General features: G+C 72.0%; 4 protein-coding genes. 2 read left to right on the top strand and 2 right to left on the bottom strand.

Features of this window, described 5'->3' with window-relative positions; all coding sequences use genetic code 11:
* A partial coding sequence (locus IE249_RS01915) for a hypothetical protein (RefSeq protein ID WP_229857245.1) occupies positions 1 to 1656 on the top strand: 1656 nt, incomplete at its 5' end.
* A gap of 113 nt (positions 1657 to 1769) precedes the next feature.
* Here the strand turns inward: IE249_RS01915 and IE249_RS01910 are convergent.
* Positions 1770 to 2126 carry a HesB/IscA family protein gene (locus tag IE249_RS01910; RefSeq protein WP_189702981.1) on the bottom strand — a complete coding sequence of 119 codons (357 nt, stop codon included), beginning with the start codon at positions 2124 to 2126 and terminating at the stop codon, positions 1770 to 1772.
* A gap of 310 nt (positions 2127 to 2436) precedes the next feature.
* Here IE249_RS01910 and nadA point away from each other — a divergent pair, with 310 nt between their 5' ends.
* Positions 2437 to 3621, top strand: a complete 1185-nt coding sequence (nadA, locus tag IE249_RS01905) for a quinolinate synthase NadA (protein WP_189702980.1) — start codon at positions 2437 to 2439, stop codon at positions 3619 to 3621.
* Positions 3622 to 3720: 99 nt separating this feature from the next.
* Here the strand turns inward: nadA and IE249_RS35885 are convergent.
* A partial coding sequence (locus IE249_RS35885; RefSeq protein WP_229857244.1) for an efflux RND transporter permease subunit occupies positions 3721 to 5033 on the bottom strand: 1313 nt, incomplete at its 5' end.

The raw sequence follows: 5033 nt of genomic DNA, 5'->3' as shown, positions 1-5033 counted from the left end.
GGCGTCGCTGCGGGCGCGGGTGGGGCTGCGGGCGCGGACGTCCCGGCGGACACGGCCGGCGCCTCGGACGAGAACGGCTCGGCGGACACGGCCGGCGCCCCGGACAAGGGGCGCGCCGCGAGCGCCCCGGGCGACGGGGGCGCGGCGGGCGAGGCCGCTCCGGCCGAGAGTGCCCCGGCGGGCGTGGGGGCCGGGGCGGGGCGTCGCGGTGGGGCCTGGGTGGTGGGGGCTGTGGCTGCCGCAGTGCTGGTGGTGGGTGCGGGTGGGGCGTATCTCGCCACCGGGGCCTCGGGCGGGGGCGGTGGGTCCGGGGACCGTACGACGGGGAGCGAGGCGTCCGGCGGGCATGGCACTCCTCCCCCGCTCGCCCTGGACGGCTACTCCTCGGGCGGGACGAACGGGATCGCGCCCGGTGAGCCCGACCCGTACGGCGGGAGCTACCGGGCCGGTGGCACCCTGCCCGGCGGTCCCGGTTCGGCGCCGGTGTACCGGGCGCAGGGAGAGGTCACCCGGGACGAGGTGGCCCGGCTCGCGAGGGCGCTCGGCGTGGACGGCACACCGGTGGCCGGCGCGCAGGCCTGGACGGTCGGCACCGGCAAGGACGGCGGCGGCCCGATGCTGCGGGTCAACCGGCTCGCGCCGGGGACCTGGACGTTCACCCGGTACGCGCCCGGCACCGACAACTGCAAGGGCGTGCTGTGCACGCACGACCCGGCGGCCCCGGCCGCGAACCCGGTGAGCGTGGCGGCGGCCGAGAAGGCGGCGGCGCCGGTGCTCAAGGCGCTGGGCCAGGACGACGCCAAGGTGGACGCGAGTCAGGTCATGGGCGCCCAGCGGGTCGTCAACGCCGACCCGGCGATCGGCGGCCTGCCCACGTACGGCTGGACGACGGGCCTGACCGTGAGCGCGCAGGGCGAGGTGGTCGGCGGCAGCGGCCAGCTGAAGGCGCCGGTCAAGGGCGACACGTACCCCGTGCTGAGCGCGCGCAGGACGCTGGACCTGATGAACGCGGCCCCGCGCGCCGACCACCGCATGGGCATCGGCGGCTGCACCGTTCCCCAGCCGCCCAAGGACCGTCTGGAGGCGCCCTGCGGCACGTCACCGTCGGGCTCGGCGGGCACGGGCGGCGACGCCTTCACCGTCGACGAGGCGGTGTTCGGCCTGGCCTCGCACTACTCGCAGGGGCGGCAACTGCTCGTACCGTCCTGGCTGTTCCGGGTGCGCGGGGCCGACGGCGGCGGTTCCGGCGGCTTCACCGTCACCTATCCGGCGCTCGACCCGAAGTACCTCGCCTCCTCCACCACGCCGTCCGCGCAGCCCACCCCCGCGCCGAGCGGCTCGGGCACCCCGGTGACGGAGGACGTGAGGGTGTCCGGCTACAGCACCTCGGGCGACGAGCTGACCGTCGCCTTCGAGGGCGGGGTGTGCTCGGACTACAAGGCGTCGGTGAAGGAGGGCCAGGACCGGGTGACGGTCACGGTGACCGAGAAGCGGTGGCCAAACCGGGTCTGCATCGCGATCGCCAAGGAGTTCCACCAGAGCGTGCACCTGGACCGGCCGCTCGGCGACCGGAAGGTCGTCGGCTCGGACGGCCGGGCGATCCCGCAGGTGAAGCCCGGTGCACGGCTGCCCCAGCCGCCGCCGCTCGCCCGCTGAGGCAGGCCCCGGCACACGCAAGGGCGGCCGCCCCCCGGACAGGGGGTGGCCGCCCTTTTCCGTACGCTCGCACCGGCCGCCGGGCGGGCCGGCGGCCGGTGCGAGCGGACGGGTCAGCTGAAGGAGTCGCCGCAGGCGCAGGAGCCGGTCGCGTTCGGGTTGTCGATCGTGAAGCCCTGCTTCTCGATGGTGTCCACGAAGTCGACGGTGGCGCCGCCCAGGTACGGAGCGCTCATGCGGTCGGTGACGACCCTGACCCCGCCGAAGTCCTTCACCACGTCGCCGTCGAGGGAGCGCTCGTCGAAGAAGAGCTGGTAGCGCAGGCCGGAGCAGCCGCCGGGCTGGACGGCGACGCGCAGCGCGAGGTCGTCGCGGCCTTCCTGGTCGAGCAGCGCCTTGACCTTGGACGCGGCGGCGTCGGTCAGGATGATGCCGTCGGTGACGGTGGTGGTCTCGTCCGATACGGACATCTACATCTCTCCCGGGTTGTACGGAGACTGCTTGCCGACGAGTGCAACCGGCAAGGCCGCGGATTCATTCCGGGCCGAGCACTGGCTTTCTCTCTTGTCCATGCTCGTCCCCTTCATGCTCGCACAACGGGCGGGCAAGGGAACACCGCCCTGTGGACGAGCCCGCCCGATGCGACGAACGCGACAGCACCCGGACGCGACCGGGTGCCGGGATTCACGTCACATGGACGCTTGGGCCCATCGTCAAAGTGACGTGAACCGGTTATGATAGATAGCGTCAGTTCGACGAAAAGTAGAAAGGGTGCGTGTCGTGACCACCGCCCAAACCCAGGAGCTCGACGTACAGCCGTCGCCGCTCGCCCTGCTGCTCCTCGGCCGCGATGCCGACCCGAACAGCGAGCGCGGCGTGGAGTGCCCCGGCGAGCTGCCCTCCCCCTCCGACCCGGACCTCGTGGAGCGCGCCCGCGCGGCCAAGGAGAAGCTCGGGAACAAGGTCTTCGTGCTCGGTCACCACTACCAGCGCGACGAGGTCATCCAGTTCGCCGACGTCACGGGCGACTCCTTCAAGCTGGCCCGGGACGCGGCGGCGCGGCCGGAGGCCGAGTACATCGTGTTCTGCGGCGTGCACTTCATGGCGGAGTCCGCGGACATCCTGACGTCCGACCAGCAGAAGGTGGTCCTGCCCGACCTGGCCGCCGGCTGCTCCATGGCCGACATGGCCACCGCCGAGCAGGTCGCCGAGTGCTGGGACGTGCTGACCGAGGCCGGCGTCGCCGAGCAGGTCGTGCCGGTGTCGTACATGAACTCCTCCGCCGACATCAAGGCCTTCACCGGCAAGCACGGCGGCACCATCTGCACCTCGTCGAACGCCCGGCGGGCCCTGGAGTGGGCCTTCCAGCAGGGCGAGAAGGTGCTGTTCCTGCCCGACCAGCACCTGGGCCGCAACACCGCCGTGCGGGACATGGGCATGTCGCTCGAGGACTGCGTGGTCTACAACCCGCACAAGCCGAACGGCGGGCTGACCGCCGAGGAGCTGCGCGCCGCGAAGATGATCCTGTGGCGCGGTCACTGCTCGGTGCACGGCCGTTTCAACCTGGACTCGGTCAACGACGTCCGCGAGCGCATACCGGGCGTCAACGTGCTGGTGCACCCCGAGTGCCGGCACGAGGTCGTGACCGCCGCGGACTACGTCGGTTCGACGGAATACATCATCAAGACCCTCGAGGCCGCCCCGGCCGGCTCCAAGTGGGCCATCGGCACGGAGCTGAACCTGGTCCGCCGGCTGGCGAACCGTTTCGCGCCCGAGGACAAGCAGGTCGTCTTCCTCGACCGCACGGTCTGCTTCTGCTCGACCATGAACCGCATCGACCTCCCCCACCTGGTCTGGGCCCTGGAGTCCCTGGCCGAGGGCAACCTGGTCAACCGCATCGAGGTGGACGAGGAGACCGAGGCCTTCGCCAAGCTCGCCCTGGAGCGGATGCTGGCGCTGCCGTAGCGGCTTGCGCACACCAGGCGGGCCGTAGCTAGCGCTTCGGCGCGCACACGACGGGGCCCGGCCCACGCGGATCGCGTGGACCGGGCCCCGTCGTCGTGCTCACACGCCCGCGGTCTCCAGCGCCCCGGGCTGCGGGGCCCGCTTGGCCGCCCGCTTCTTCGCGCGGCGCTCCTTGCGCAGCTCGAGCATGGCGTAGAGCGTCGGGACCAGCAGCAGGGTCAGCAGCGTGGAGGTGATCAGGCCGCCGATCACCACCACGGCCAGCGGCTGGGCGATGAACCCGCCCTCGCCGGTGACGCCGAGGGCCATCGGGAGCAGGGCGAAGATGGTCGCCAGGGCCGTCATCAGGATGGGCCGCAGCCGGTGGCGGCCGCCCTCCACCACGGCCTCGACGACGCCGTACCCCTGCCTTCTGTACTGGTTGATGAGGTCGATGAGCACGATCGCGTTCGTCACCACGATGCCGATCAGCATCAGCATGCCGATCATCGCGGGGACGCCCATCGGCGTGCCGGTGACGATCAGCAGGCCGAGCGCGCCGGTCGCCGCGAACGGGATCGACACCAGCAGGATCAGCGGCTGGGCCAGCGAGCGGAAGGCCGCCACCAGCAGCATGAAGACGATCGCGATGGCCGCCAGCATGGCCAGGCCCAGGTTCTTGAACGCGGAGTCCTGGTCGGAGGTGACACCGCCGATCTCGGCCGTGGCGCCCGCCGGGAGCTCCAGGGACTTGATCTTCGACTGGAGCCGGGTGCTGACCGCACCGGTGTTGTCGCCGGTGGGCTTGGCGGTGACGGTGGCCGCGCGCTGACCGTCGATACGGGTCATCGAGACCGGCCCGTCGACCAGCTGCACGGTGGCGATGTCGCCGAGCTTCACCGGGCCGAGGCGCAGGTTCTTCAGCTGGGCCAGGGTCGTGGCGGGCTTGGCCGGCTTCACGACGACGTCGCGCTCGGTGTCGTCGATGACCGCCTTGGCCGCCGTCGTACCCCGCACGGCCTGCGCGACCGCGGCGCCGAGCTTCTGGTCGTCGAAGCCCGCGGCGGCCGCCTTGCCGTTGGCCTTCACGGAGATGCGCGGCACGCTCTGCGCGAGGTCGCTGGTGACGTCGGTGACGTGGTCGAGGCCGGCCACGGTGGAGCGCACCTGCTCGGAGGCCTTGCGCAGCACCGCCGGGTCGGCCGCCTTCACCACGACGCTGAGGTCCTGGTTGCCGAAGCCGTCACCGGCGGACACGGTGGTGGTGCCGATGCCCTCCAGCTTCTTCAGGCCGTCCTCGATGTGCTTCTGCACGTCGGTGTAGGACGCGGAGTCCTTCAGCATCACCTGGTAGGAGGCCTGGTTGGTGTCGGTGCCGCCGCCGAAGGCCGCCATGAAGCCGGAGGAGCCGACGGTGACCTGGTAGTCCTTGA

The organism is Streptomyces anandii JCM 4720 (assembly GCF_014650655.1).
GTDB lineage: Bacteria > Actinomycetota > Actinomycetes > Streptomycetales > Streptomycetaceae > Streptomyces > Streptomyces anandii.
The sequence above is the reverse complement of the archived record's forward strand: the minus strand, read 5'-3'. Positions and strand labels throughout refer to the sequence as shown.